This is a genomic window from Arthrobacter sp. 10N44_2 (assembly GCF_056394385.1).
In genome coordinates, this window is the sequence record NZ_JBFTHT010000023.1 from 35,286 (window position 1) to 60,391 (window position 25,106).

The following is a 25,106-nucleotide window of genomic DNA, read 5'->3' on the forward strand; positions in this document are numbered from 1 at the left end:
GCTGGCCGGTCTAGTTTTTTTGGGGGAAACATGAAGACATCAGTGCTGCGCATTTTCGGGGCCTCGGCGCTCCTCGCCTGGGGCGCCATGGGATTGGCCGCATGTGGCACGCCCACCGGCTCGCCGGATACAGCCAAGAGTGCGCAAGCCCAGGCCGCAACCACGGTTCCCAGCGCGGCCACGACGCCTACTCCCACCCAGACGCAAGCCAAGGCTTACACGAGCGATGAACTGACGGCCCTCGTGGCACAGTTGAAGGATGCGCACGGCAAGCCGCTCACCGTGATGCCGCTTGCCGATCTCAAGAAGTCGGTCGAACAGGCAAAGTCCTTGCTGGCATCGATCTCGGTGGAACCCGCGGAGTGCGCGGCTCTGGCCCTTGGTGGCCAGGCAGCCTCGACCGAGGGCACGGCGGTCGCGGCGGGGGTGGCCCAAGATGCCGGGACGGGCGCTTCCACGGGTGTCTCCCTGGCGTTCCGGGCTGACGCCAAGCTCCTCAAGAAGGGACTCGCCCAGGGCGAGGACTTCAATAAGTGCTCAGCCCTTTCATTCACGACCAATGGCACCAAAGTGGACCTCAAACTGACCAAGCTGGCCGGAGTCGGCTCAACCCCGGGCACCGTCGCGTACCGGACAGACACCGCACTGCCGGGTGGCCGGAAGCAATCTGCGATCACCGGACAGGTGATCCAGGACGGCGTTCTCATCACCGTCAGCGCGGCAGGTGGCGGCAGCGAGGCCGACGCCATCTCCCGGGCCGGAAAATTACTGGATCAGGCCGCCGCGCTCGTCGGGAAGTAGCCCGATTGCCGCCGCGCATGGATCCGCAACGACATGCCGAAAATATCCGGTTGCAGACTATTGCTTCCCGGCCGCATGTCACATAGGTTCTACCTAGCCGTGTCGCATAGGCGCGCACACTCCCCAACGCATTTTCCGGGGAAGACAACGCCTGGAGACGACACCAAGTAGCTCGCAGCCTGAGATCTGGGGGTGCTGGGGCCACGGAGCCACGCCATGACGGGATGACCAGCCGGAAAACGGCCAGGGGCTTCCATCAGTTATGGCGTGGCTCTTCCATGCGCCGCGCTCCGCAGAAGCGGAGGAGAAGCGGGGCCGCAGCGGGGCCGGCGCGGCAAAGCGGTGCGCTCCGGACGGTAGATTAGTACCTAGATGCTTTTCTAAGGCTTTGCCCGCACTTCCCCAGAAACGGATACCCCACCTGTGGTCCTTCGACTCTCCAAGCTGTTCCTGCGCACCCTGCGCGAAGATCCCGCCGACGCCGAGGTGGCCAGCCACCGGCTCCTGGTCCGCGCCGGCTACATCCGGCGGGCCGCGCCCGGCATCTACACCTGGCTGCCGCTGGGGCTCAGTGTGCTGCGCAAAGTGGAGCAGGTCATCCGCGAGGAAATGACCGCCATCGGAGCCCAGGAAGTCCACTTCCCGGCGCTGCTGCCCAAGGAACCCTACGAGGCCACGAACCGCTGGACCGAATACGGCGAGGGCATCTTCCGGCTCAAGGACCGCAAGGGCAACGACTACCTTCTGGCCCCCACGCACGAGGAAATGTTCACCCTGCTGGTCAAGGACCTGTACTCCTCGTACAAGGACCTGCCGCTGAGCATTTACCAGATCCAGAACAAGTACCGCGACGAGGCGCGTCCCCGCGCAGGCCTGCTGCGCGGCCGCGAATTCATCATGAAGGATTCCTACTCCTTCGACGTCGACGACGCCGGCCTGGACGACAGCTACGCCGCCCACCGCGGCGCGTACCTGAAGATCTTCGAGCGCCTCGGCCTCGAAGTGATTCCGGTTGCTGCCACCGCCGGGGCCATGGGCGGGTCCAAGAGCGAGGAATTCCTGCACCCCACCGAGATCGGTGAGGACACCTTCGTGCGCTCGGCCGGCGGCTACGCGGCCAACGTCGAGGCCGTCACCACCGTGGTCCCCGCGGACATCGACTTCAGCAACGCCCCGGCCGCCGAAGTCCGGGACACCCCGGACACCCCCACCATCGAAACCCTCGTCGACGCCGCCAACGTGCTGGTTCCGCGCACAGAGGCCGACGGCGGCCCCTGGACCGCCGCCGACACGCTCAAGAACGTCGTCCTCGCCGTGACGCTGCCCACCGGCGAACGCCAGATCGTCGTCATCGGCCTCCCCGGAGACCGCGGTGTGGACCTCAAGCGCGTCGAGGCGAACATCGGGTCCTTCCTGCCGATTGCCGGCGAGATCACGCTCGAAGCCGCCAATGAGGACGACCTCAAGAAGCAGCCCCTGATCGTCAAGGGCTACCTCGGCCCCGGCATGTCCCTGGACGCGCCGCTGCTGGGCAGCGAGGGCGCCGCAAAGCTGCTCTACCTCGTGGATCCCCGCGTCGTCAGCGGCTCTGCCTGGGTCACCGGCGCCAACGAGGCCGGCAAGCACGTCTTCGGCCTCGTCGCCGGACGCGACTTCGGCTGGGACGGAGTCATCGAGTGCACCGAGGTGCGCGCCGGCGACGAGGCTCCCGACGGTTCCGGTCCCCTCGAAACCGCCCGCGGCATCGAAATGGGCCACATCTTCCAGCTGGGCCGGAAGTACGCCGCCGCCCTGGACCTGAAAGTCCTGGACCAGAACGGCAAGCAGGTGGTGGTGACCATGGGCTCCTACGGCGTCGGCGTCACCCGCGCCGTGGCGGCCCTGGCAGAGTCCAACCACGACGACCGGGGCCTGGTCTGGCCGCGCGCCGTCGCTCCCGCCGACGTCCACGTTGTGGCCGTGGGCCGCGGCGAGGAGATCTTCGCCGCCGCCGAAAAACTGTCCCTGGAGCTCGAGACTGCCGGCCTGGACGTCATCTATGACGACCGCCCCAAGGTTTCCCCCGGCGTGAAGTTCGGCGACGCCGAACTCGTCGGCGTCCCCACCATCCTCGCCGTCGGGCGCGGACTCGTGGACGGCGTCGTGGAGATCAAGGACCGCCGCAGCGGCAGTGCCGAGAATGTAGCCGTTGACAAGGCTGTTGACTACGTGGTCAACGCCGTGCGCAACAGCTGATGCCGCGCCGCCCCGGGCGCCGTACTAAGCCGTACTAGGCAATGGTCTCCGGACTCGAATCGATCCAGCTCGGAACTGTCATCCTGATCGTCGTGGCCGGCCTGGCGGCCGGATGGGTCGACGCCGTCGTCGGCGGCGGCGGGCTCATCCAGCTCCCGGCGATGCTCCTGGTGCCGGGCATCAGCCCGGTCCAGGCACTGGCGACCAACAAGATGGGGTCCATCTTCGGCACCAGCACCAGCGCGGCCACGTACTACCGCCGCGTCCGGCCCGATCTGCGCACCGCCCTGCCCATGGCAGCGATCGCGCTGGCGGGCAGCTACGGCGGTGCGGCGCTGGCCGCCAACCTGCCGGCCAGCGTGTTCAAGCCGATCATCGTGCTGGCGCTGATCGCCGTCGCGCTCTTCACCGCCTTCCAGCCCGGCATCGGTGAGCTGACCAAGCTGCGCCACGAGGGGCACCGGCACTACGTGGTGGCCTGCCTGATCGGCGGCGTGATCGGCTTCTACGACGGCCTGATCGGTCCCGGCACCGGTTCGTTCCTGATCATCGCCCTCGTCTCGGCCATGGGCTACGCCTTCCTGGAGGCCAGCGCCAAGGCCAAGATCGTGAACGTGGCCACCAACGCCGGCGCCCTGCTGTTCTTTGTTCCGCACGGCGCCGTGCTGTGGGGGCTCGGGCTGCTGCTGGGCATGGCGAACATGGCCGGCGGCTACCTCGGTGCCCGGACTGCGGTCCGGCAGGGGAGCAAGTTCATCCGGATCGTGTTCCTGGTGGTGGTGGGCGCGCTGATCATCAAGCTCGGTTCCGACGTCTGGCAGGACAACCTGTCCTAAGCCGCCTGGTTCCGCGGCAACCCGCATGGGACTCCCGGTCCGCTGGCCCCGGGCGTAGCATGCAGCTATGTCAGCAGGTGAGGAACGCTACCGGGATGCCCTCGAGGCCGCGGCCGGACACGCACGCCGGTGGCTTGAGAGCCAGGGAACACGCCGAATCGGGCCGCAGGTCACGGCGGCCGAGCTGGCGGCCGACTTCGGCGGACCGCTGCCCAAAGAGGGCATGCCGGCGGCGGAAGTGGTGGACTATCTTGCGGCCAAGGCCGAACCCGGGCTGATGGCCATGCCGTCCGGGCGGTTCTTCGGCTGGGTCATCGGCGGCACGCTGCCGGCGGCGCTGGCGGCCGACTGGCTGCTCAGCGCCTGGGACCAAAACGCGGGGCTGCGCTTCGCCACGCCCGCCACCGCCGCGATCGAGGAAGCCGCCGGCAAATGGATCCTTGAGCTGCTGGGTCTGCCCGGGGAGTCCGACGTCGGCTTCGCCACCGGCGCCACCATGGCCAACTTCACCGGCCTCGCCGCCGCCCGCTGGCGGCTCATGGCCGACGCCGGCTGGGACCTCGACGGCGACGGCCTCGCCGGTGCGCCCCGGATCCGCTGCTTTGCGGGGCAGGAACGGCACGACACCATCGACCTCGGCCTGCGCTACCTGGGCCTGGGACGTCCCACCGTGGTGCCGTCCGACCGCCAGGGGCGCATCATCCCGGCCGAGCTGGATTGCGCCCTGGACCTTGCGCTCCGTGCGGGGGAGGACAGCCGCCCGGTCCCGGCCCTGGTGTGCCTGCAGGCCGGCAACCTGCATTCGGGCGCCTTCGACCCCTTCGCCGAGGCCATCGCCGTCGCGAAGGCGCACGGCGCCTGGGTGCACGTGGACGGGGCTTTCGGACTCTGGGCGGCCGCCGTGCCCGAGTTGTCCGCCCTGACCGCGGGACTCGGGCTGGCCGATTCGTGGGGGACGGATGCGCACAAGACCCTCAACGTCCCGTACGACTGCGGGATCGTGATCGTGCGCGACGCCCAGGCCCTGCGGTCGGCGATGGGGCTGCACACCAGCTACCTGATCCAGGCCGCGGACGGTGCCGGGGACCCGTTCGAGTCCGTGCCTGAGCTCTCCCGCCGCGCGCGGGGCGTCCCGGTGTGGGCGGCGCTGAAATCCCTGGGCCGCGACGGCGTCGCCAGCCAGGTCCGCACGCTCGTGCAGCGGGCCGCGCAGTTGGCCGAGCAGCTCGGGGCGCTGGACGGCGTGGAGGTGCTCAACGACGTCGACTACACCCAGGTGTCTCTGGCGTTTGGCGACGACGCCGTGACCCGGGCCGTGACGGAGAGGGTCATGGCTGATGGCCGGGTCTGGATGTCCGGGTCACGCTGGCAGGACCGCGATATCCTGCGGATTTCGGTGAGCAACTGGAGCACGGACGACGCCGACGTCAGAGTCGCCGTCGACGCCGTCCGCGACGCGCTGGCGGCGGTGCGGGGCTGACTGCGGGGGTTAGCGAGTTACGCGTGCGCGGAGATGCGGACCGCGGTCACCTTGTATTCAGGGCACCCCGTTACCTCGTCCTCCACGGCAGAGGTGAGGCTGTTGACTGTTGCGCCGGGGAAATGGAAGCCCGCGAACACCTGACCGGGTTCCACATCGTCCGTGATCCTGAGCCGCAGGACCGCCATTCCATGCCGGCTGTCCAGCCGGACAGTATCGCCATCATTCAGTCCCAGCGCCGCCGCGTCCCCGGGCTCGACGTCGATCGTTTCGTCGGGGAGCAGGACCAGGTTGTCGGTCCGGCGGGTCATGCTGCCGGAGTTGTAATGCTCCGCCCTGCGCCCGGTGACGAGCAGGTACGGATAGGCCGCGTCGCACTGCTCGCCCGGCGGCAGGTACGGCCGCGCGGCCAGGTGTGCCAGACCGTCCGGAGTGGCGAACCGGTCCTGATAGAGCCGTGGTGTTCCGGGTGAAGCGGCGGACCCGCACGGCCAATGCAGCGGGCCGTCCCGGTCCAGGCGTGCGTGGGATATTCCGCGGAACAGCGGCGCCAGGCTGGCGCACTCCGCCATGGCCTCCTCCGGTGTGGGGCATCCAAGGTCCGCCCCCATGCGGGCCGCGACGGCGTGCAGCACCGCGAAGTCTGTGCGGACGCCGGCCGGGGGCGCCACGGCGGCCCTGACCCGCTGGAAGCGCCGGTCGAAGTTGACGAATGTGCCGTCCTTCTCGAGCCAGGCGGCCACGGGAAAGACGACGTCCGCTGCGGCGGCCGTGGGGGAGAGGAACAGATCGTTGCAGATCACCAGCGGGCAGGCAGCCAGGGCCGCCCGCACCGAAGCGCTGTCAGGATCGGTGGCGAGCACGTCCTCCCCGATCACCCACAGCGCCTGCAACGCCCCGTCCCGGGCGGCCGCGAACATCTGCGGGATCCGAAGCCCTGGCCGCGACGGCACATCGGCCCGCCAGGCCTCGGCGCAGCGGGTCCGCGCTGCCGGGTCCAAGACCTTCTGGTAGCCGGGCAGCAGGTCAGGCAGAGCCCCCATGTCAGACGCACCCTGGACGTTGTTTTGCCCGCGCAGCGGGTTCACCCCGCCGCCGGCGCCCGGCCCGACGGCACCGCGCAGGAGTGCCAGGTTGGACAGGGTCCGGACACCGTCCGTGCCGTGCCGGTGTTCGGTCACGCCGAGTCCGTAGAAGATTGCCGGGACCAGCGCCTGACCGTACATCACGGCGGCGCGCACGAGGTCGTGCGCCGGGACACCGGAGATTTCGGCTACGCGTTCCGGCGGGTAGTCCTCGAGCAACCCGAGCAGCTCGTCATAGCCGTTGGTGTGGGTATCAAGGAAGGCGGAGTCCACGAGCCCCTCGCGGACCAGGACGTGGGCCAGGCCGTTGAACACGGCCACGTTGGTTCCCGGCCGGGGCCGCAGGTGGACGTCGGCGTGCCGGGCCAGGTACGTGCGCCGGGGATCCACCACCACCAGGCGGGCGCCGTCCATGACCCGCTGGAAGATCCGTGAACCGACAACGGGGTGCGCCGCCGTCGGATTCGCGCCAACCAGGAGGATCACGTCGCACCGGTCGAGGTCATCAAATGCATTCGTGCCGCCGCCCAGGCCAAACGTCGCGGCCAGGCCGGCCGCCGAGGGGGCGTGACAGAGCCGGGCGCAGTTGTCCACGTTGTTTGTCCCCATGACGGCCCGGGCGAATTTCTGGGCCAGATAGTTCTCCTCGTTGGTGGCCCGGGCCGAGGAGATGACGGCGAATCCGCCCGGGTCCGCGTCCCGGATCCCGGCAAGCCTGGCGGCCACGTAACCCGTTGCGGCCTCCCACGACGCGGGCGCCAGGGTTCCGTTCCTGCGGATCAGCGGGGTTGTCAGACGGTCTGTTGAACCCAGGAACCCGTGGGCGAACCGTCCCTTGACACACGCGTGGCCGCGATTCACTGAGCCCTCACCGGCGGGCCGGACGGTCATGATCACGTTGTCACGGGTGGAGACCTCCAGGCTGCAGCCGACGCCACAATACCCGCAGGTGGTCCGGGTCTGCCGTTCGATCGGCAGCATGTTGAGCAGCCCGGGCTCGGACAGGGCGCCGGTGGGACAGGTATCCACGCACGCCCCGCACGAGACACAGTCGGACTCCGCCCAGGGACCACCGGTGCCCGGCGCCACCACCGTGCCGGCTCCGCGGCCCGTGAGGGTCAGGGCGAACGTGCCCTGGATCTCCGCGCAGGCGCGGACACACCGCCCGCAGGCAATACAGAGATCGCGGTCAAGCTTGACGTACGGGTGGGAGTGGTCAAGTCCGCGTTCCGGCGGCGTGACGGCACCAGGCGGGGCAGTCACCCCGTAGTCGGCGCATTGCCGGGCCAGTTCGCTGCGGTCGGCCGGGACGTCCAGCGCCCGCGTCGGCAGCCCCGCGACGATGGCCCGCAGGGCATCCCGCCGCAACGCCCGGGACGCCTCGACGGCGACGCGCAATCCGTCCTCCGCCGGGGTGCTGCAGGCGGCGGCCGGGCCCCGGCCGGTGATGTCGACCAGGCACGTACGGCACGAGGCCACGGTGGTGAGCCGGTCATCGTGGCACAACGTCGGGAGGGCCAGGCCGGCCGCCCGCACAGCGTCGAGCAGCGTGGCTCCGGCCGCGACCTCGACCAGTCGGCCGTCGACAACGAGTTTCACGACGGCCATCCGTCCAGACCGTAGACGCGGGCGAGGCTTAACACCGCGGACGGCACCCGGCGGCCGAAAGCGCACAGGCTGCCCGCCGCCATTGTGCGCAGCACCTCGCCGCGTTCCCGGCGGATACCCGGCCCGTCAGGCCGCTCCGACAGGGCCCGGCCGCGCCATGTCCCCACCCGGCAGGGCGAGCACTGCCCGCAGCTCTCCGCCGCCGCAAAGTCCCACAGGTTCCGCAGCACCTGCTCGCCCGAAAGCCTGTCATCGAAGGCGACGATCCCTGCGTGGCCGAGGGCCGCTCCCCGGCTGGTGAGGGCGGCATCGCTCAGGGGCACGTCCAGGTCGGCGGGGCCGAGGAAGCCGCCCAGGGGGCCGCCGATTTGCAGTGCACGCATCGCTGCCCCGTCCCGAAGCCCGCCGCCGAGATCTTCCACGATCCGCCGGACCGGCGTGCCGATCTCCACCTCGTAGGCGCCGGGCCGGAGAAACCGTTCGGACAGGCAGGCGACCACCGTGCCGGCCTCGTCCGCGGTCCCCATCGCCGCGTATGCGGCTCCGCCGTGCTGCACTATCCACGGCACCGCACTGAGTGTTTCCACGTTGTTGACTACGGTGGGCCGTCCGTGGAGCCCCCGTGCCGTGGGAAACGGCGGGCGGGGCCGCACGACGCCGCGCAGGCCTTCGAGCCCGTTCAACAGGGCCGTTTCCTCGCCGGAGACATACGACCCCGCGCCAACAGCTACGTGGATCTCCAGGCTGAATCCGCTGCCTCCCGCGTCCGGGCCGAGGTGCCCGGCAGCGCGTGCCTCGAGCAGCGCTTCCTGCAGGCGGGCGACGGCGTGGGGATACTCTGAGCGGACAAACACGACGCCGGTTTCCGCGCGGACAGCGAAGCAGGCCAGGGCGAGGCCTTCGAGCACCCGGTGCGGGTCCTGTTCCATGAGCAAGCGGTCCGCAAAGGAACCGGGGTCGCCCTCATCACCGTTGGCCACAACCACCCGCGGTGCAGGGTGTTCCAGTGCGGCCCGCCATTTGGCGGCGACGCGGAAGCCGGCTCCGCCCCGTCCCTTCAGTCGGGCGGATTCGACCTGGCTGAGGACATCTTCAGGTGTTCCTGCGGCGACGACGCCGGGCCAGGCCGACCATGGCGTCGAGGCTCCCAGCAGCCCGGCGGTCACCACAGCGTACGCACTGTCACAGGACACCGGGATGGGCGGCGCCTTCCGCGGTGACGACCCCTGCAATTGGGCCGCCAGGTCGGGCCCTGCACACGCGTCCTCGCCGTCGAGGGCTGCCGGTCCGCCGAAGCAGTAGCCCAGGCAGCGCACTTCCTGGAGCGATACGGCGCCGTCCGCGCTTCGGCTCCCCGCCTCCACTCCCAGCGCCGCTTCCACTTCCGCCATGTGCCTGCCGCCGGACGCCGCGAAGCAGGCGGCTGCACCGCATGCCCGGATGTGCCGGGTTCCGTGCGGCGCGGAGAAGTCGGCGAAAAACGATGCCGGTCCCTCGGCCGCTGCGGCGGGCAAGCCGAGCGCACGGGCGATCTCGGCCGGGGAGGTAACGGAGCCGCGGAGCATACTCTTGATCTCCACGATGGGCCGCTCGAAGCGGGCGGCATACCGGAGGAAAGGATCGTCATTGTCCCGACCCTCCTGCCCGGCAGGTTCGGCGGCTGAGCGCCCGCCACGGGGTTCGTGCATGTGTCCAGCCTTCTCCCCGGCACCCCCGGTCGGGGAAGAGCCAAAAGTCCCCGGATCGCCAAGTGCTGAAGGAGCCGGCTGCGGCTAGTGCTGGTCCGCCGCCCAGTGGGCCATGTCCTGGCCCGGATCGGGCAGTTCCTGCGGGGCGGGCAGGCCGGGAAGCGTCCGGCCCGCCAGCGTGCTCGCCACCCACAGCGATCGGGCCAGATCGCCGTCATAGTGGCGCTGCGAGGCATACCAGAGGGCGTTCTCAACCTCGCGCGCCAGGCTCCACTGCCGGGCGGCCTCGGCGTCGAGCCCGGCTGCGGCACTGAAATCCCCGCACCGCGCGAACAGGGCCCGCCCGGGATCCTGCTGCGGCAGTTCCCGGAGCCTGTTCCACAGCACCGGGGCCACCGCGAACTCCGCCTCCCCGATCATGGGCTGGGGATCAATCGCAGCGTACTCCAGCGGCGGTGTTTCCTTCCGGGTTCCAGGGTCCGGGACGCCCGGCCGGGCCAGCACGTTCAAATAGTGCAGGTCCGCGTGGACCAGGACGTCTTTGCCGGACCGCCGGCCCACGGCGCCGCGGGTCTGGCAGACCTCCAGCGCCGCTTCGAGCAGCCAGCGTGGGAACGGCCGCCCGAGGTGTTCCCACGCCTCCGGGAATTCATCGCTCCACCGCTCGGCCCGTGCCGCCACGTGGTCGATTTCCCGCCACTCCGGCCGGCTGTCCGGGACCACGCTGAGCTGGCGGACCACGCCGCCCCACGCGGTCACCGCCGTGTCCAGCGGGACATCCAGGAGGGAGCGGCAGGCGTCCAGGCGCTCGAGGAGCAGGGCGCAGGAACCGGCGTCGGCGGCCAGCAGCCTGACGGCGCCGTGACCTCCCCACAGGGCGAGGGCGTGGTGTTCGCGGGTGGCCTCCTCATGCGGAAAAGCCAGCTTCAGCACGGCTGCCTCGCCCTTGCCCGGGGACCCCTGCCCGTCCCGGCGCCGCACGGGAATGACGACGCCGCCGTGCCCGTTCCAGGGAAGGGCACCCGGTTCCAGATCCGGCTCCAGGTCCCACTGGTCGAGGAATCGCCCGATCAGGTCAGGAAGTGTCGCCAGCCAGGTGCGTCCCGCAGGGGTACGGGCGTACCGGCGGGAAAGATCAGGCGGGATGGGGACGTCTGGGATCGCGTTCACGGGACCTATCGTAGGGCCGGAGGGGTCGCCGCCGCGTTGGCGGGCCTCGGATGGTTCCTCTGGGACCGGGGGGCCTTTAGACGATGCCGCTCGCGCCGAGCGCGTTGCCGATCGCGAACGTTGCCACCAGCGCAACGGCGCCGCCAATCACCACGCGGATCGCTGCTTTGAGCTTTGAGCCGCCGCCAATCCACGCGCCCACGGCGCCGGTGGCGGCCAACGCCACGAGCACGGCCACGAAGGTCAGCGGAATCCTGATGCTTTCCGGCGGCAGCAGGATGGCCAGCATGGGCAGGATTGCACCGGCGAGGAACGCGATGGCAGAAGCGAACGCCGCGTGCCAGGGGCTCACGATGTCGGTCTCGTCAATATGGAGTTCGGCTGAGAGGTGCGCGCCGAGCGCGTCGTGCGCCGTCAGTTCCTTGGCCACCGTCCGTGCGGTCGCGGGGCTGAGGCCCTTGCCCTGGTAGATCGCCGCGAGCTCCTCGAGCTCTTCCTCCGGCTGTTCCTCCAGTTCCCGGCGCTCCTTTTCGATCAAGGCGTGCTGGCTGTCCTTCTGGCTGCTGACGGAGACATATTCCCCGAGCGCCATCGAGATAGCGCCGCCCACCACGCCCGCGGCGCCCGCGAGCAGGATTGCTCCGGTGTCGGTGGTGGCGCCGGCGACGCCGACGACGATCGCTGCGACGGAGACGATGCCGTCATTGGCCCCCAGAACGCCCGCGCGGAGCCAATTGAGGCGGTGTGCGATGTCATTGTGGTGCGGCTCGTTCTCGTGCTGGGTTGCGGCGCCGGTCGTTTCCATGCCTACAGCAAATCACCCGGCGCCGGGGCATGCCAGTATTCCAAGGCTTACCAAAATAAGCCGAGGCTTGCTCCGGCGTTCAGCCTGCGGGCTGCGACGGCGTTTCGCCCGCCGGCCGCGTCGGCATCGAGGCCCTGTCCAGGCCCGGCAGGGCGCCGGAATCCGCACCCCACTGCACCGCCCGCTTCGCAGACCCGAACAGGGCAGCGATGGCCCACTGCCGGGTCCCGCCCTCACTCAGCGCCACGAGGTCGCCATAGACCGGCAGGGCGGCGGCTTCCAGGTCGCCGAGGCCGGCGGCGGGGGAGGCCAGGAAGGACGGCTCCAGCGCGTAGCCCGCCTCGCGTGGTGGCACCGCGGAACAATGCAGCCGGCTCAGGGATTCCACGGCGCCAAGGAGCGCGTCATGATGGGCCAGTTCCTCGGCCGCGGATTTCGCCGCGTCGCCACCGAGCCGGGTCAGCGCCACCTGGTAGCCGTAGATGGTCTGCGCCTCGGTCCGCGCAGCCGACGCCAGGGCGCCGCCGAGGCTGGACGCGGCCGCGGATGGCTCTCCTTCGGGCTGCGCTGCTGTGGACGGTTCTGCTGCGGCCGGACCCTCTGTGGAGGGCGCCGTCGCGGACGGCGACGGGCAGGTGCCGGACACCTGCGGCGAGGTTACGTCGGCTGCCGGCGCCGCCGTTCCGGTGCCGGCGGCGAGGGCGGACGCCTGCAGCAGCTGAGCGGTGCCGACGGCGGCCAACAGCCGTGCCATGCCGCCGTCGGCCTTGGCAGCGTCCGCGAGGCGCTGGCGGCCGCTGTCTGCCAAGGCCGCCACCAGCCCGGCTGCGGTCGCCGGAAGAGGTGCGGCGGACGCCCCGGAGCCGGGCGCTCCGGAAGCGGACTGAGTYGATGCGGCGGAGGACGCTGCCGGGGGCGTTGCCCGGCCGGAGGCGGCAGCCGCGCCGGCCGGGTCCGCAGGACTTTCTCCGGGCGCCAGCAGCGCTTGCGCCTGGAGTGTCAGCAAGGTCACAGTCCGCTCGATGGCGGGATTCCCGGCAGTGGCCGGACGGCCATCCGCGCCCTCGGCCGGGCTGTCTTTTGAACCGGCCCGGGCCGCGGTGCCAAGCTGGCTGCCGGCGTCCAGCAGTTGCCGGGTTTCGGCCAGTGCGGCGGCGCGCGCCTGCTCAGAAAAGGGCGGCGCCGCAGGCTCCGGCGGCCTGGCCGGCGTCAGGACCACGCCCAGGCTCACCACCACCAGGGCGAGGCACACCAAAAGCACATAGCGGGGGAGCGACCGGGGAAAGTGATCCTGCCATCGCTTTTCCCTGGTGTCGTCTTTCACAACAGACCATGTTGTCATGCCGGCCCGGAACTGCGTGCACCACGCCGCCCGGAAAATCGCTAGGCTAGTACACACAACATCATCTAGCGGGAGGCGGCCGGCATCATGACCAACGCAGAAGCCACGACTTCAACAGACCGGACCGGGACGGGAAAGGCTGAAGCCGCAACCGTTCAAAATGTCGAGGCCGAGCGCCTTCACGCACTCCTGGAACCCGCAGTGCTGGCGAACCGGCTGTACCTGGAGGACGTATCCATCCATGTCGCCGGTGCCAACCGGGTGGTCCACGTAGTGGTGGACCTGCCGCAGGAGGAGACCGGGGGCGTCGGGCTCGACGTCATCGCCGAGATCTCCAAGACCCTCTCGGACACCCTGGACAACGACCCCAGCATGGACGCGCGCCCCTATGAGCTCGAAGTCTCTTCACCCGGCGTCGGCCGTCCACTGACCGAGGAGCGGCACTGGCACCGCGCCCGCGGGCGGATGGTCAACGTGAACGTGATCCAAGGCGACAACGTCACCGGCAGGGTCCAGTCCGTGGACGATGGGGGAGTCACCCTCGTTCCGGAAATTGCCGTCAAGAAGGGCATGAAGCCCAAACAGGGTGAACCCGTCAAGCTTCCTTTCGACAGGATCCGCAGCGGAAAAGTCGAGATAGAGTTCAGCCACCTCGAAGAGGCCGGCTTGGAAAAAGCAAACAATGGACCTTCTGAGGAGGCCTGATGGATATTGACATGAGCGCACTGAGACTCCTGGAGCGTGAGCGTGAAATCCCGCTGGATCTCCTGATTCCAACAATCGAGCAGGCACTGCTCGTGGCCTATCACAAGACCCCCGGCGCCTTCGAAAAGGCCCGGGCCGAGCTCGACCGCAAGAGCGGCCACGTGACCATCTGGGCCACCGAGATCGACGACGACGGCGCCCCGATCGGCGAGTTCGAGGACACCCCCGCGGGCTTCGGACGCATCGCGGCGAGCACCGCACGGCAGATCATCCTGCAGCGCCTCCGGGACGCTGAGGACGACAACGTGCTGGGCCAGTTCAAGGGCCGTGAAGGTGAGCTTGTCGCCGGCACCATCCAGCAGGGCAACAACCCGCACATGATCCAGGTGAACCTGGGCACGGTGGAGGCACTGCTGCCGCCGCCCGAGCAGGTTCCCGGCGAGAAGTACATCCACGGCAACCGGCTGCGCGCTTTCGTGATCGACGTCCACCGCGGCACCAAGGGCCCGTCCATCACGCTGTCGCGCTCCCACCCCGGGCTCGTCCGGAAGCTCTTCGAACTCGAAGTTCCCGAGATCGCGGACCGTTCGGTCGAGATCGTGGCGCTTGCCCGCGAAGCCGGCCACCGCACCAAGATCGCCGTGAAGGCAAACACCCCCGGCGTGAACGCCAAGGGCGCCTGCATCGGTGAAATGGGTTCGCGTGTCCGGGCGGTCATGACTGAACTGAACGACGAGAAGATCGACATCGTTGACTACAACGACGATCCTGCGACCTTCATCGCCAGCGCCCTCTCGCCGTCGCGCGTGAATTCGGTCACAATCACCGACGAGGCGACGCGTTCGGCCCGGGTGGTCGTTCCCGACTACCAGCTCTCCCTCGCCATCGGCAAAGAGGGCCAGAACGCCCGTCTCGCCGCCAAGCTCACGGGATGGCGAATCGACATCGTCTCCGACGCCGCCGTCAACACCGGCAAATAGCGCAAACGCGCAAGCGCACGAACACGCGCACGAACACGGGCTGCGGGCCGCCATCGCGGCCCGCGGCCTGTGTGCGCTCTCACGGGTTAGCCGTGATTTCCAAGCTGACCGGCATGCCTGGGTTCGGGACCCGGGCGCCGGAGGGGCTAGAATAGACATGACCGCGCCTAACGGCCGGTATCCGTGTGTCTTTGGCGCGTCTGGGTTTTTCCCGGATTCCCGGGACGCGGTGATTCACCAAGCAGCTGTACTGGCAGGAAGATACTCGAACGTGGCACATGTGCAACACCTCGGGAATCAGCCGCAGCGCACCTGTATCGGATGCCGACAAAAAGGGTCGCGGTCGGAGTTACTCCGGCTCGTCGCCGGCGCCGGTGGTTCGTCCGCCGTCGTAGTGGATGAACGACGCCGGATGGCTGGCCGGGGAGCATGGCTGCACCCCAGCGAAAAGTGCCTGGCACTGGCGGTCAAACGTCGAGCGTTCGGCCGCGCCCTCAACGGCGCAGCCGGTACGGCCGATGTTGAACGCCGGATCACTGCCGGCACGGAAGCCGTGGGCACCCCGGTGGCCGCAGCAACAACCGTCCAACCTGAAAGCGGGTCAGAAAACTGATGGAAACCCGATGAGTTCCCAGCGATGAGTGCGCAACGATGACAACTTTGTTGCGCTCTGCAATGGGCCTTTCAGCTGCATTCGCGGCGGAGGCCCGCAGTAAGAAGTAGACGGTTCGTGCCTGGCTCGGTGCGGACCGAGACAGGAGAAATGTGGCCAAGGTCCGCGTACATGAGCTTGCTAAAGAGCTCGGTATTACTTCCAAAGATGCAGTAACCAAACTGCAGGAACTGGGCGAATTCGTTCGCTCCGCCTCGTCAACAATCGAGGCTCCCGTTGTGCGGAAACTGCGCAACGCTTACCCCGACGCCCCCGCAGCTTCGAAGTCCGAAGCTCCGGCGTCCGCCCCCCAGGCATCTGCCAGCCCGGCAGCGACCCGTCCGGCGCCTGCACCCGGCCCCGCTGCGCCCGCAGCGCCGGCGGCTGCAGCACCCAAGGCTGAAGCTCCGGCTCCGGCCGCTGCGGCACCTGCCGCCGCGCCCGCCGCTCCGGCAGCCCCCGCCGCCCAGGCTCCGGCAGCCCCCGCTGCCCAGGCCCCGGCCGCTCCGTCGACGGGCGTCAAGCCCGGCGCGCGTCCGGCCCCTAAGGCCGAAACCCCGGCTGCTCCGGCACGCCAGGGTGGTTCTGCACCGCGTCCGGGCGGTCCCCGTCCCGGCAACAACCCGTTCGCCACGTCCCAGGGCATGCCCCGCGGCCGCGGCGGCGACAACGAACGTCCCTCGCGTCCGGGCAACAACCCGTTCGCTCCTTCCCAGGGAATGCCCCGTCCGGGCGGAAGCCGCACCGAGGGTGAACGCCCCGGTGGTCCGCGCCCCGCAGCAGGCGCTGGCGGCCCCCGTCCGGGTGGTCCCCGTCCGGCAGCAGGCGCAGGCGGCCCCCGCCCCGGCGCCCCGCGTCCGGCCGGCGCTCCCGGCGCCGGTCGTCCGGCAGGAGCCGGCGGCAACCGCCCGACTCCCGGCATGATGCCTAACCGCACCGAACGTCCCGCACCCGCTGGTGCCGGCCGTCCCGGCGGCGGAGGCCGTGGTCCGGGCCGTCCGGGTGGCGCTCCGGGTACCGGTGCTCCCGGTGCCGGTGGCGGCGCTCCGGCCGGTGGTGGCTTTGGTAAGGGCGGTCGCGGTCGCGGCGGCACCCAGGGCGCCTTCGGTAAGGGCGGCGCAGGCCGTGGCAAGCAGCGCAAGTCGAAGCGTGCCAAGCGTCAGGAACTGGAGCAGATGAGCGCTCCGTCGCTGGGTGGCGTGAGCGTACCCCGCGGCGACGGCAACACCGTAGTCCGGCTTCGCCGTGGCTCGTCCATCACGGACTTTGCCGACAAGATCGAGGCAAACCCGGCAGCACTGGTGACGGTCCTCTTCCACCTCGGCGAAATGGCCACGGCCACGCAGTCGCTGGATGAAGAGACCTTCGCCCTGCTCGGCGAGGAGCTTGGCTACAAGCTCCAGGTTGTGTCCCCGGAGGACGAGGAGCGCGAGCTGCTCTCCACCTTCGACATCGACTTCGACGCCGAACTGGAAGCCGAAGGCGATGAAGACCTCGAGGCACGTCCTCCGGTTGTCACCGTCATGGGTCACGTTGACCACGGTAAGACCCGACTGCTCGATGCCATCCGCAAGTCCGACGTTATGGCGGGCGAGCACGGCGGTATCACGCAGCACATCGGTGCCTACCAGGTCACCCACGCCCACGAAGGCATCGATCGCAAAATCACCTTCATCGATACTCCGGGCCACGAGGCGTTCACCGCCATGCGTGCCCGTGGTGCGAAGGTCACCGACATCGCCATCCTGGTGGTCGCAGCGGACGACGGCGTCATGCCGCAGACCGTTGAAGCCCTCAACCACGCCCAGGCGGCCAACGTGCCGATCGTCGTGGCCGTGAACAAGATCGACAAGGAAGGCGCCAACCCGGACAAGGTCCGCGGCCAGCTGACCGAGTACGGCCTGGTTCCGGAAGAATACGGTGGCGACACCATGTTCGTGGAGGTCTCTGCCCGCCAGAACCTGAACATCGACGAGCTCCTCGGCGCCGTTCTGCTCACCGCAGACGCTGCCCTGGACATGCGCGCCAACCCGAACAAGGACGCCCGCGGTATCGCGATTGAAGCCAACCTGGACAAGGGCCGCGGTTCCGTGGCCACCGTCCTGGTTCAGTCCGGTACCCTGCACGTCGGCGACACCATCGTGGCAGGCACGGCCCACGGCCGCGTCCGTGCGATGTTCGACGACGACGGCAGCGCCCTGACCGAGGCTGGCCCGTCCCGCCCCGTGCAGGTGCTGGGTCTGTCCAACGTCCCGCGCGCCGGTGACACCTTCTTCGTGACCGCTGACGAGCGTACCGCCCGCCAGATCGCCGAGAAGCGTGAAGCCGCCGACCGCAACGCCGCCCTGGCCAAGCGCCGCAAGCGCATCAGCCTGGAAGACTTCGACCAGGCTGTCGCCGATGGCAAGATCGACACCCTCAACCTCATCCTCAAGGGTGACGTGTCCGGTGCCGTGGAAGCCCTCGAAGACGCGCTGCTCAAGATCGACGTCGGCGAGGGTGTCCAGCTCCGCGTCATCCACCGCGGTGTCGGTGCGATCACGCAGAACGACGTCAACCTGGCAACGGTCGACAGCGCCGTCATCATCGGCTTCAACGTCAAGCCCGCCGAGCGTGTTGCCGAACTGGCAGACCGCGAAGGCGTGGACATGCGCTTCTACTCCGTCATCTACGCAGCAATCGATGACATCGAGGCAGCCCTCAAGGGCATGCTCAAGCCGGAGTACGAAGAGGTCCAGCTTGGCACCGCCGAGGTCCGCGAAGTGTTCCGTTCCTCCAAGTTCGGCAACATTGCAGGCTCGATCGTCCGCTCCGGTGTTATCCGGCGCAACGCCAAGGCCCGCATCAGCCGCGACGGCAAGATCATCGGTGACAACCTCACCGTTGAGACGCTCAAGCGCTTCAAGGACGACGCAACCGAGGTCCGCACGGACTTCGAGTGTGGTATCGGTCTTGGCTCGTTCAACGACATCACCGAAGGTGACATCATCGAGACCTTCGAGATGCGCGAGAAGCCGCGCGTCTAAGTTGGTTTAGCAGTACAGGTGCGGGGCCGTTGGATTTTCCGGCGGCCCTGCACTTTTCCGCCGTAGAGGGGGCCCCGCCCCTACGCTGGGTGGCCGACGTCTTACGACGTCGGCCACCCAGCTCCGGCAGGCCCGATGCCACTCCCGGGCCCCCTCCACGGCTCAAAAGGGCCGCCGGAAGAATCCAACGGGAGTCCGTCGTAGACTCGCCTTAGGCGCGTGGCATGAAAACCCAACTGGTGTACGGCAGCCGTTACAGCGCCGTCGTACATCCAAATTTTAGGAGTGGAAATGGCTGATCCCGCACGGGCTGCCAAGTTGGCGCAGCGGATTAAGGTTGTCGTTGCTGAGGCGCTGGGCCGGAGGGTGAAGGATCCCCGCCTGGAAGGCGTCACCGTGACCGACTCGCGGGTGACCAACGACCTGCAGCACGCAACTGTTTACTACACCGTGTTCGGTGACGAAGTGGCCCAGGCCGATGCCGCCAAGGGGCTGGAGAAGGCCAAGGGAGTGCTGCGGCAGGAAGTCGGGCGGAACATCACCGTGCGGCTGACTCCGACGCTCGAGTTCGTGGCTGACCAGATCCCCGTCAACGCCTCGAACCTTGAGGAGCTGCTCCGGGCGGCGAAGAAGCGCGACGCCGAGGTGGCCGCGCTTGCCGAAAGTGCCAAGCACGCCGGCGACGCCGATCCTTACAAGAGTGACACTCCGCAGGACGTGGAGCTCGACGAGGACGACTTTGACGAAGAGGACCTGGACCTCATCGACAACGACGCAATCGATGAGGACCGCAACAAGTAGGAATGCCTTCAACAGCAGGGGCCGGAACCGGTAACGGATCCGGCCCCTGTTGTCGTATCCGTTCGCAAAGATCCAGCTGCCGTTGCCGGTGACCCGGGATCCGGGTGAAAACCGCCTCGAGTCTGTCCGGGAGCGGCGTGGAGGTGGACGGCCGGGCCACGGTTGACGAATATAGAAGCATCAAGGACCGCAGTTATGCGCAAAGGTGGCGGAGTGCCGTGGAGTCCAGCCTGACCAAATGCCCGCACTGCGGGAAGACCAACCGGATTCCCGCGGCCGCTGCCGGGCACCCGCGCTGCGGCAACTGCGGCCGGGACCTTGCCTGGATCGTGGCGGCGTCCGACGCCGACTTCCCGGTTGTCGCGGAGCAATCCACCGTTCCGGTTCTCGTCGATTTCTGGGCGGCGTGGTGTGGGCCGTGCCGGATGGTCAGCCCGGTGCTGGACAAGCTGGCCGTGGAGCGGGCTGGAAAGTTCAAGCTGGTGAAGGTCGACGTCGACAGCTCCCCGGGATTGTCCCGGAGATTCGATATCCAGGCCATCCCGACGCTGCTCGTCATCAAGAACGGCGCGGTGGCAACGCGCCAGGCCGGTGCGCCGCCGTCGGCCGCCCTTCGCAGCTGGCTCGACGCCGCACTGTCCGCCTAGCGGCGTCTTGAGCGTCCTCGGGCTCCCAGCCCGCCGCCCAGCACGGGAGATCCCATGCCCAGGAGGTAGCCGAAGTCGTACCAGTTCCCCGCGCGGGCGGAGTTATAGAACGGGAATTCACTCCAGAACCCGAATACATGGGCGATCAGGACGATCCATGCCGTCAGCCCATTCCAGAAACCCCACAGCAGGTCTTGCCACCACACGATGTACTCCCTCGGCTGGAAATCCACGGCGCCCTGTCGGGCCAGGTCCGACGCCAGGACAGTGGGCCAGCCTGGAAGCGCCGTGAGCTCAGGCTAGGGCGCCGGCCGGCCCGGCGATAGGGCCGGTGGACCTGTCGGTGCCCGCAGCCGGCTCGCGTGCAGGGATGCGCCCGAGGCCCTCCACCAAATCGGCCTGGCTGCCGCAGAGCGCGATCCGGATCCAGCCCTCGCCGATCGAGCCGAACGCCGTGCCGGGGGCGAAGGCCACCCCGGAGTCCGCCAGGAAGCGGCGCGTCCATGACCGGACATCCCCGCCACTGGCATGCGAGACGTCCGCCCACAAATAGAACGCGCCTTGGGCCGCGAGGTAGGGGATGCCGTGGGCGCGCAGCACCGCCGAGGCCGCGTCGCGGTTGGCCCGGTAGTGGGCATGGGCGTGGCTGACGTAGTCCTGCGGACCGGTCAGCGCTGCCAGCGCGGCGTACTGCGACGGCGAGGCCACGCACGACACGATCGACTCCATCACGTTGTTCATCTTCTGTTCCAGCCCCGGCGGGCAGATCAGCGCACCGATCCGCAGTCCCGTCAGCCCGTAGGTTTTGGAGAGCGTGAGCGAGGTGAAAACGCGTGCTTCGCCCGGGACGTCACTGTCGAAGCGGGCCGGGCTGACGTGCGGGACATCGTAGGTGAACGCCTCGTAGCATTCGTCGGAGATGACCCACAGATCGTGCCGCCTCGCCAGCTCCACGAGCCGGCGGGTCAGGTCCTCGCCCAGGACAGCGCCGAGCGGGTTGGACGGGGAATTCAGGATCAGCACCTTGGTTCGGGGCGTGATGAGCGCCTCGATGTCCTCGATCCGTGGCTGGAAATCGTGCTCCGGGTACAGCGGGTAGCGGACCGGAACGGCGTGCAGCAGGCTGCTCGTCATCGCGAAGGTGGGGTAGCCGGGATTGGGGATGAGGATCTCATCCCCGGGGGAGAGCAACAGGCTCATGGCGAAATGCAGGCCCTGCTGGGCGCCGTCGACCACGTACACGCGCTCCGCGCCGACCGGCGTCGCATTGTGTTCACGGAAGCGGGCGGCGAAGGCCTCCCGCAGCGCGGGGATCCCGGCGTTAGGTGTGTAGTTGGTCTCGTCCCGGTCCAAGCACGCCATGCCGGCCTCGAGGACATGGCGGGGGACTGCGAAGCCCGGCTCCCCGATACTCAGCACGATCGCACCGGGCGTTCCCCAGGCGGCTTCGGTGATCTCGCGGATCTGGTTAATCGGGACGTCGCGGACATGTGCGGCAAGCTCGGGCATGTCTGCCATCCTAACGCCCGGCGTTCGCGGTGGCGGCGGGACTGTGGGCGTCGGGGCGGGGCTGGCCCGCATATACTGGGAGGCGTGCTTTCTGGACTGGTGATAGTAGACAAGCCGCAAGGTTGGACCAGCCACGATGTGGTTGGACGGATGCGGCGGATTGCCGGTACCCGAAAGGTCGGCCACGCCGGGACACTGGATCCGATGGCCACCGGCGTTCTGGTGGTGGGCATCAACAAGGCCACCCGGCTGCTGACCTACATCGTGGGCACGTCCAAGACCTACACCGCCACCATCAGGCTCGGTGAATCCACCGTGACGGACGACGCCGAAGGCGAGGTCACCGCCACCCGCAGCGCCGCCGGGGTCACCGTAGACGCCGTCCGCGCCGGCGTCGCGGCACTGATCGGGGAAATCGAGCAGGTTCCCAGCAGCGTCAGCGCCATCAAGGTCAACGGCGAACGCGCCTACGCCCGGGTCCGGTCCGGTGAAGAGGTCAAGCTCGCAGCCCGGCCGGTGACGATCCACCGCTTTGAGATCCACGAGACCCGTCCCGTCCACGACGGCGAGTCCCTCGACGTGGACGTCACCGTGGAGTGCTCCTCCGGTACCTACATCCGTGCCCTGGCCCGCGACCTCGGCGATGCTCTCGGCGTCGGCGGCCACCTGACTGCACTGCGGAGGACTCAAGTGGGTCCATACACCCTTGATCAGGCACATACGCTCGAACAATTGGCCGAGACGCTGGACGTACTGGAAATCTCGGACGCCGCCCGGGCGCTGATGCCGAACCGTGAACTCAGCGAGGCGGAAACCACTGAGATTTCCTTCGGCCGCAGGATCGGAGCCGGAGCAGCGGCAGGCACACCGGAGGCAGCGACCGCGGACAAACCGGCAGCGGCGTTCGCGCCGGACGGTTCGCTCGTGGCCCTCCTGGCCGATGCGGGAAGCTACGCCAAACCAGTGCTCGTCTTCGCGCCGGATAGCGAAAAGCCCGGCAATGAAAAGCCCGGCAACGGCAAGCCGGCCACAGATAAGCAGGCAACAGATAAGCAGCCCACAGAAAAGCTGGCCGGCCAGTAGTGGACGCGTATTTCTACATTATTCTGGTGGTTGGCCTGCTCTCCAGCATCATCTGCGTCGTCGCGGGCCTCCTGAAGAAGGCGCCCAACGACACGACGATACTGTCGGTGGCCGCCGTCGAACTTGCCCTTCTGGTCTATCTGGGGGGTTCGATTGTCCGGGTGGCCAGCGGCGAGCGGATCGCGGGGGAGGCTTGGGAGTTCTGGGGCTATCTGGCGACGGCGCTGATCCTCCCGATTGGGGCCGTGTACTGGTCCATCCTGGAGCGGACCCGCTGGAGCAACTTTGTCCTGGCCGCCGTCGGCGTCACCGCCCTGGTGATGGCGGCGCGCATGAACCAGATCTGGTATTGAGATGGAAGAGGCAGAAAACGTGAGCGCAAACTCCCCGCACGACGGCACCGGAAACCCGGCGGCGCCGGCGTCCCGGACCACTGGGCCGGCGGACGCTGGATCCGCCGACACTGCGCCGGCGACGACCGATACCCGCAACACCGGGCCGGGACGGCTACTGATTGCTGTCTATGCCATCTTCGCGATTTCGGCGACGGCCCGGGCCGGCTACCAGATTCTCACCAAGTTTTCCGAGGCGCCGCTGGCGTACCTGCTGTCCGCGTTCGCCGCCGCCGTCTACGTCGTGGCCACCGTGTCTCTGGCGAAGCCGGGGCGCACCGCGTTCAAGGTCTCGGTGGCGGCAGTCCTGGTGGAGCTTGTGGGCGTCCTGGTGGTGGGAGCACTCAGCGTGTTCGACTCGGTGAACTTCCCGCACGAGACAGTATGGTCCCTGTTTGGCCGCGGCTACGGATTCATCCCGCTCCTGCTGCCGATCCTGGGACTCATCTGGCTGTACCGCCGACGGCCCGCGCCCCGGGACCACTGACTCCGGCTGATTACAAGCGGCCGGCGATGCGCCGGGCCCCAGTGAGCCTGCTGCGCAGCCCCGGCCAGGCCGCGGCGAAGCCCGGGTGCAGTTCCTTGCCGCCGACGCCGTCAATCCCCACCCACTGCAGTTCGATACTTTCCGCATCACTGATCGCGGCCTCGAACGGCTGCAGGGCAACGGCCACCACGGTGGTGTAAGACCAGTAGCCGACGTCGAACACCGACGTAAACAGGACCTGGAGATTCCCCGGAGGCACGGCCGCTTCCTCGTGTGCTTCCCGCAACGCGCCGTGGATGGCTTCTTCCCCTTGGTGCAGGGCGCCGCCGGGGAGCCCCCAAGTGCCGCCCTGATGGCTCCACAAGGCGCGGTGCTGGAGCAGGACCCCCTTGGCGGGGTCGTGGACCAGAAGCCCGGCGGAACCGAACCGACCCCAGAACCGCCCCCGGTCGCCATCGACCCAGGCATCGCCAGGATCGCGTGGGCCCAACGGGCGGCGCGGATCGCCCGGCAGCAGTGGTGCGAACGGTGATTCCCCGACTTGGGGAGCGGCTGTGCTGTCCATCCCTACAGCTTGCCACGCACCGGTCCGTAGGAGGGCGGGGGTCGTACGCAGTGTTACGTGCTCGGACGTGCCCTATGGGCTCCAGGTGCTCTGAAGTGCGCTGCCGGGAGTCACCCAATATGAGTCACGCGCCAGCAGGAATGGCTTCCGCTATGTCTGTCGTACCCCTCTGGCAGAGTTTAGTTATGGAAGCCATTGGAGAGTTCATCCCGGACCGGGCCCCGTGGCCCGGCCCGGCTGTGTCCTCCCGGCATCCCCGCCTGGCCGCCGTTCCCGGCGCGGCTGACGCAGCCGGCGGCGCTCTGGGCGCCGCGGGTGCGGCGGTGGACTCGGCGCTGGCGGCGCTGCGGGCTTCGAGCCCGGCTGCGGATGTCGATTCCCCCTGGTTTGGCTTGCGGGAGGCCGCGGACTTTGCCGGCCACGTCGAGGACCTGTCCCGCACGGTCGAATACTTCCAGCTCGTTGCCGCGGCGGCGGTAGAGCGGACGCGCAAACAAGCCGCGTTCGCCGCGCCGGCCGCACACGGCTGGGGTGAGGAAGCGGCCCAGGCGGGCTGGCTCACGGGCTGGAAACAGGAATCCGACGGCGGGACGGATGCAGGGGCCGGCGGGGGAGCTGATGCCGTTTCCGACGCCGGGGCTCACGGCGCACCTGTCGGCGGGACGCATGCCGGGGCCGGAACTGGCCCCCGCGGTGACTTTTCCGGGCAAATTGGGATGTCTGCTGCGGCGGATGACGGCTACCGGAACGCCACAGATTTTTTGCGGGCGCGGCTGCGGATCAGCGCCGCCGAGGCCAAGCGCCGGCTCTGCCTGGCCGACACGCTGCTGCCCCGGCAGGGACTCGCCGGCCGGCCCATCCCGCCCGTGCACCCGGAGCTCGGAGCCGCCTTCGCGGCCGGCGAGGTCGCCTCCCGGGCCGCGACCGTCATCACGCTCGCCCTGGACCGGGTCCGGCACAGCTGCCTCCCGGAGGCCGTCGCGGCGATGGAGCACGCCCTGACCGCGACGGCCATCGAGAACGACGCCGACTTCCTGCCCCGGGTCAGCCGCAGCTGGGCCGAGGCGCTGGACCAGGACGGCGCCGAGCCCTCCGAGGAACTGCTCCGCCAGCTCCAGGGCGCCTTCCTCCGCAAACCCCGGCACGGCCTGCAGCACCTGGAAATCTTCGCCACCACAGACCAGTTCGAACACCTGATCACCGTGATGA

The 25,106-nt window shown here is 68.7% G+C and carries 22 protein-coding genes; 14 read left to right on the plus strand and 8 right to left on the minus strand.

Annotation, left to right across the window (positions count from 1 at the left end; all coding sequences use genetic code 11):
• Window positions 1-30 precede the first annotated feature (30 nt).
• From AC1DBX_RS18940 to AC1DBX_RS18955, 4 genes are all read left to right on the plus strand, one after another.
• Entirely contained in the window at window positions 31-801 is a 771-nt protein-coding gene (locus tag AC1DBX_RS18940) for a hypothetical protein (protein ID WP_476849420.1), read from the plus strand.
• 423 nt (window positions 802-1,224) lie between these two features.
• Window positions 1,225-3,036 (plus strand): proline--tRNA ligase, encoded by a 1,812-nt coding sequence (locus tag AC1DBX_RS18945; RefSeq protein WP_476932458.1) that lies wholly within the window; start codon window positions 1,225-1,227, stop codon window positions 3,034-3,036.
• 41 nt (window positions 3,037-3,077) lie between these two features.
• Entirely contained in the window at window positions 3,078-3,872 is a 795-nt protein-coding gene (locus tag AC1DBX_RS18950; protein WP_028277113.1) for a sulfite exporter TauE/SafE family protein, read from the plus strand.
• 67 nt (window positions 3,873-3,939) lie between these two features.
• Window positions 3,940-5,352: a pyridoxal phosphate-dependent decarboxylase family protein gene (locus AC1DBX_RS18955; protein ID WP_476859055.1), complete on the plus strand. Its 1,413-nt coding sequence runs from the start codon at window positions 3,940-3,942 to the stop codon at window positions 5,350-5,352.
• Window positions 5,353-5,369: 17 nt separating this feature from the next.
• On the opposite strand, the gene fdhF is transcribed toward AC1DBX_RS18955, so the two are convergent.
• From fdhF to AC1DBX_RS18980, 5 genes are all read right to left on the minus strand, one after another.
• Complete coding sequence (fdhF, locus tag AC1DBX_RS18960; protein ID WP_476932459.1) at window positions 5,370-8,045, minus strand: formate dehydrogenase subunit alpha; 2,676 nt, start codon at window positions 8,043-8,045, stop codon at window positions 5,370-5,372.
• Window positions 8,033-9,733 carry an NAD(P)H-dependent oxidoreductase subunit E gene (locus AC1DBX_RS18965; protein WP_476932460.1) on the minus strand — a complete coding sequence of 567 codons (1,701 nt, stop codon included), beginning with the start codon at window positions 9,731-9,733 and terminating at the stop codon, window positions 8,033-8,035. The genes fdhF and AC1DBX_RS18965 overlap by 13 nt, the downstream gene beginning before the upstream one ends.
• Window positions 9,734-9,817: 84 nt before the next feature.
• On the minus strand, window positions 9,818-10,903 hold the full coding sequence (locus tag AC1DBX_RS18970; protein ID WP_476872782.1) for an aminoglycoside phosphotransferase family protein: 1,086 nt from the start codon (window positions 10,901-10,903) through the stop codon (window positions 9,818-9,820).
• 76 nt (window positions 10,904-10,979) lie between these two features.
• Entirely contained in the window at window positions 10,980-11,708 is a 729-nt protein-coding gene (locus AC1DBX_RS18975; RefSeq protein ID WP_223914023.1) for a VIT1/CCC1 transporter family protein, read from the minus strand.
• Window positions 11,709-11,787: 79 nt separating this feature from the next.
• Window positions 11,788-13,032, minus strand: a complete 1,245-nt coding sequence (locus AC1DBX_RS18980; protein WP_476932461.1) for a ferritin-like domain-containing protein — start codon at window positions 13,030-13,032, stop codon at window positions 11,788-11,790.
• Window positions 13,033-13,137: 105 nt separating this feature from the next.
• On the opposite strand from AC1DBX_RS18980, the gene AC1DBX_RS18985 reads away from it, so the two are divergent.
• From AC1DBX_RS18985 to trxA, 6 genes are all read left to right on the plus strand, one after another.
• On the plus strand, window positions 13,138-13,755 hold the full coding sequence (locus AC1DBX_RS18985) for a ribosome maturation factor RimP (protein ID WP_028277119.1): 618 nt from the start codon (window positions 13,138-13,140) through the stop codon (window positions 13,753-13,755).
• On the plus strand, window positions 13,755-14,735 hold the full coding sequence (gene nusA / locus AC1DBX_RS18990; protein ID WP_018774503.1) for a transcription termination factor NusA: 981 nt from the start codon (window positions 13,755-13,757) through the stop codon (window positions 14,733-14,735). The genes AC1DBX_RS18985 and nusA overlap by 1 nt, the downstream gene beginning before the upstream one ends.
• Before the next feature lie 157 nt (window positions 14,736-14,892).
• Entirely contained in the window at window positions 14,893-15,348 is a 456-nt protein-coding gene (locus AC1DBX_RS18995) for a YlxR family protein (RefSeq protein WP_476859050.1), read from the plus strand.
• 152 nt (window positions 15,349-15,500) lie between these two features.
• On the plus strand, window positions 15,501-18,413 hold the full coding sequence (gene infB / locus AC1DBX_RS19000) for a translation initiation factor IF-2 (RefSeq protein WP_223914021.1): 2,913 nt from the start codon (window positions 15,501-15,503) through the stop codon (window positions 18,411-18,413).
• Window positions 18,414-18,704: 291 nt separating this feature from the next.
• Window positions 18,705-19,214: a 30S ribosome-binding factor RbfA gene (rbfA, locus tag AC1DBX_RS19005; protein WP_018774499.1), complete on the plus strand. Its 510-nt coding sequence runs from the start codon at window positions 18,705-18,707 to the stop codon at window positions 19,212-19,214.
• 218 nt (window positions 19,215-19,432) lie between these two features.
• Window positions 19,433-19,861, plus strand: coding sequence for a thioredoxin (trxA, locus tag AC1DBX_RS19010; protein WP_476872828.1), 429 nt, complete (start codon window positions 19,433-19,435; stop codon window positions 19,859-19,861).
• Here the strand turns inward: trxA and AC1DBX_RS19015 are convergent.
• Window positions 19,858-20,067 (minus strand): hypothetical protein, encoded by a 210-nt coding sequence (locus AC1DBX_RS19015; protein ID WP_028278246.1) that lies wholly within the window; start codon window positions 20,065-20,067, stop codon window positions 19,858-19,860. The two genes, trxA and AC1DBX_RS19015, sit on opposite strands and share 4 nt — an antisense overlap.
• Before the next feature lie 88 nt (window positions 20,068-20,155).
• Entirely contained in the window at window positions 20,156-21,370 is a 1,215-nt protein-coding gene (locus AC1DBX_RS19020) for a pyridoxal phosphate-dependent aminotransferase (RefSeq protein ID WP_223914020.1), read from the minus strand.
• A gap of 84 nt (window positions 21,371-21,454) precedes the next feature.
• Here AC1DBX_RS19020 and truB point away from each other — a divergent pair, with 84 nt between their 5' ends.
• The 3 genes from truB to AC1DBX_RS19035 are packed head-to-tail and all read left to right on the plus strand — an operon-like array spanning window position 21,455 to window position 23,332.
• Entirely contained in the window at window positions 21,455-22,453 is a 999-nt protein-coding gene (truB, locus tag AC1DBX_RS19025) for a tRNA pseudouridine(55) synthase TruB (protein ID WP_476932462.1), read from the plus strand.
• Complete coding sequence (locus AC1DBX_RS19030; protein WP_230012044.1) at window positions 22,453-22,806, plus strand: hypothetical protein; 354 nt, start codon at window positions 22,453-22,455, stop codon at window positions 22,804-22,806. The genes truB and AC1DBX_RS19030 overlap by 1 nt, the downstream gene beginning before the upstream one ends.
• Before the next feature lies 1 nt (window position 22,807).
• On the plus strand, window positions 22,808-23,332 hold the full coding sequence (locus AC1DBX_RS19035) for a hypothetical protein (protein ID WP_476849432.1): 525 nt from the start codon (window positions 22,808-22,810) through the stop codon (window positions 23,330-23,332).
• A 10-nt stretch (window positions 23,333-23,342) separates the two neighbouring features.
• Here AC1DBX_RS19035 and AC1DBX_RS19040 read toward each other — a convergent pair whose 3' ends face one another.
• Window positions 23,343-23,897 (minus strand): NUDIX domain-containing protein, encoded by a 555-nt coding sequence (locus AC1DBX_RS19040; RefSeq protein WP_476856443.1) that lies wholly within the window; start codon window positions 23,895-23,897, stop codon window positions 23,343-23,345.
• 185 nt (window positions 23,898-24,082) lie between these two features.
• Between AC1DBX_RS19040 and AC1DBX_RS19045 the strand changes: the two genes are divergently transcribed.
• A partial coding sequence (locus AC1DBX_RS19045; RefSeq protein WP_476932463.1) for a DUF222 domain-containing protein occupies window positions 24,083-25,106 on the plus strand: 1,024 nt, incomplete at its 3' end.